Annotated in this window: 2 protein-coding genes and 1 pseudogene; all 3 read left to right on the forward strand. The window is 31.4% G+C overall.

The window, feature by feature from the left end; translation table 11 throughout:
* Window positions 1-639 (forward strand): type IX secretion system membrane protein PorP/SprF (locus tag ACIQZC_RS10200; protein ID WP_396139118.1); only part of this gene is annotated, 639 nt, incomplete at its 5' end.
* A gap of 64 nt (window positions 640-703) precedes the next feature.
* Window positions 704-2581, forward strand: a complete 1878-nt coding sequence (locus ACIQZC_RS10205) for an OmpA family protein (protein WP_396139119.1) — start codon at window positions 704-706, stop codon at window positions 2579-2581.
* A 78-nt stretch (window positions 2582-2659) separates the two neighbouring features.
* A pseudogene (locus tag ACIQZC_RS10210) lies at window positions 2660-3300 on the forward strand (hypothetical protein); the annotation flags it as partial.

Raw genomic sequence — 3300 nt, forward strand, 5'->3', positions numbered from 1 at the left:
GCAGACTTCTCGTACAAACTGAATTTAGGTAATGACAACAAATTACTATTTGGTTTAAAAACAGGAACAACTTTTCAACAAGTAGGCTTGTTTTCTAATATTGGAAATGGTTTTGTTCAAAATCCAAATGATTTAGCTTTTAGCGAAAACACAAGTAATGTGTATTTTAACTTTGGAGCAGGGTTTTTTTACCATTCTGAAAATTATTATGTAGGAGTTTCGGTACCAAATTTTTTACAAACAAAACACTTGAGCTTATCTCGTGATGGCGATTTTTATAATTTTGGTAGTGAAACCAAACATTATTTTATTACGGGAGGATATGTTTTTCAATACAACGAATTTGTTAAACTTAAACCTTCATTTATGCTAAAATCGGCACTAAATGTTCCTGTTTCTGCAGATTTTTCTGGAAATGTATTGTTGTATGATAAATTTGAAATAGGAGCAACTTATAGATTAGAAGACTCCTTTGGTGCAATGGTGAATTTTGCAGTAACTCCAAATTTAAGAATTGGATATGCTTATGATAGCATTATTTCTGATCTAAGAGCAGTAGCACCATCATCACACGAAATTATGCTGTTATTTGATCTAAATTTATACAAGAAAGTATCTATTTCGCCTCGATTTTTTTAAGAGGTATTATTATAGTACAATTCTTGTTTATTTAGATATAATTTCAACCATTAAAATATAAAAAATGAAAAAAATATTAATTTTATTGAGCATTATCTTAATGAATGCTAATTTCATATCAGCTCAAAATAAAACAACTGAAAAAGCAGATCTGTTTTTTGATACCTATCAATATGTAAATGCAATCACTGAATATAAAAAACTTGCCGAAGGAAAACACGCAAACGCCTATATTTATTCGCAATTAGCAGATTGTTATTACTATGTTTTTAATAATCAAGAAGCATCAAAATGGTATGCAAAAGCAATCGCAACTTCAAAAGTAGATGCAGAGGTATATTACAAATATGCACAAACATTAAAAATTCAAGGTAATTATATTGAAGCCAATAAACAAATGGAGCTTTTTTGTCAAATGAAGCCTAGCGATTCTAGAGCAATTCAACACATAAAAAATCCTAATTATATCAAAGGTTTAGAAAATAAAACAAAACTATTTGAAGTAGAAAATCCTATTTTTTATACTGAAGGTATCTCAGATTTTGGTGCGATTTTAACAGATACAAATGAATTATATTTTACAAGCAATAGCAACGGATCTTCTAAATTAGATAGTAGAACGGCACAACCTTATTTAGACATCTACAAAGCAATTCGCAATGAAGACGGTTTTTTTTCAAAGCCAGTTGCCGTTTCGGAATTAAACACAATTTACCATGATGGCCCACTTTCATTGAGTAACGATGGGAATACCATGATTTTATCTAGAGATGGTTTAAGTATGGGTCAATTTGAAAAAAATAAGAGTGCAAAAGTAAAAGTTGCGCAACAAGGACTGTATAAAGCAACAAAAATGGACGGAAAATGGATGAATATTGAGGCACTTCCTTTTAATAGTCAAAACTATACGGTTACCAATCCCAGTTTGAGTAAAGATGGCAAAACATTATATTTTGCTTCAAATATGCCAGGAGGATATGGCGACACTGACATTTGGAAAGTTCAAATAGCTAATAATACCTATAGTAAACCAGAAAATTTAGGACCAAAAATCAATTCTTCCGAAAAAGAAAGTTTTCCTTTTATTACAGAAAATAATATTTTATATTTTTCAGCCTCAGGAAGACAAGGCTTTGGCGGTTTAGATATTTATAAGATAGATTTATCATTATTGGATGAAGCATTAAATGTTGGAAAACCTGTGAATTCTGAAAAGGATGATTTTTCTTTTTCTTTTAATACTAAATTTAATACAGGTTATTTTACATCAAATAGAAGTAATTCGGATGCAATTTATAGCGCAATTCCTATTTGTAAATCAGATTTAAGTATAGTAGTTTCAGATATAAAAACAGGAATAACAATAGAAAATGCACTCGTGTCGTTATTTGACAAAAACGGAAATAGTATTACTTCTAAAGCAACAGACAAAAATGGAAATGTAACATTTGAAGTTCAATGTTATACGGAATTTAATATAACGGTTACTTCTCAAAATCATGAAACAGTTTCCTATCCAGTTGCAGGAATTTCAAGTTCAGCGGAGTCTGTTTTTGTAAAACTTAAACCTTTAGAAGTAGTAATAACAGATAAAGAAGTTTTGCTAAATGTAGTGTATTTTGAATTTAATAAAAGTAATATTACCGCTCAAGGATCAATTGAACTTGATAAATTGGTAAAAGTTATGAATGAAAATCCTACTTTTGTAATTTATATTAAATCGCACACAGACTCAAAAGGAAAGGCAGATTATAATTTAAAACTTTCTGAGCAAAGAGCGCAAGCCACTGTTCAATATGTTATTTCGAAGGGAATCGCTTCTGATCGAATTTCTGGAAAAGGATTTGGTATTTCGGAGCTAAAAGTCGCTTGTGGTTCTCAATGCACAGAAGAAGAACATGCTTTAAATAGACGCTCAGAATTTTTAATAGTAAAAAAATAAAGTAGTCACTAATAAAGAATAAATCGAATAGCTATTTTCAGTTTTTTGAAGATAGCTATTGGTTTTAAAACAAAAATAATGGGAAAAATCATTTGGTTTGTTTCAATCCTACTGATTTCAGTTACAACAAAGGCTCAAAATTTTGCCAATGATTGTACTAATGCAATTGTTATATGTGGAAATGAAAATTTAGTTTCAAATGCTTCTGGGTATGGAAATATACAAGAAATTGCAGGTTGTGGTAGTTATGAACACAATTCGTTATGGATAAAAATTAATATTGTGCAAGCTGGAACTTTAGGTTTCAATTTAATCCCTTCTGACCCAGCCTTGAATGTGGATTATGATTTTTGGGTTTTTGGACCAAATAAAAATTGTGGAGCATCTCTAGGAAATCCAATACGATGCAACACAGTAAATCCTTTACCGCCGCCTAATGGTGCTAATTTGAGTTCGAATATAACTGGAATGGATGGCTCTACTTTAACAGCGCAATCTGGGCCAGGCCCAGGAAATCCAGGGTCTACAGGCTACGTGAGATGGTTAGATGTACTACCAGGACAATTTTACTATATTGCGATTGACAGGCCTAGTGGCGAAGGTGGTTTTGAACTACAATGGATAGGTTCGGCTATGAATGGAACTGGAGCTTTTCCAACACCGCCTTCAGCTAATACTATTCCAGATTATAAAGTGTGTAGTAGCATTTCTAATCTAGG

Source organism: Flavobacterium sp. (genome assembly GCF_044338735.1).
In the GTDB taxonomy this organism is placed as follows: Bacteria; Bacteroidota; Bacteroidia; order Flavobacteriales; family Flavobacteriaceae; genus Flavobacterium.

Excerpts from the sequence above, each read along its gene's own strand:
- ACIQZC_RS10205 (WP_396139119.1), top strand. The coding sequence starts at position 704 with ATGAAAAAAATATTAATTTTATTGAGCATTATCTTAATGAATGCTAAT.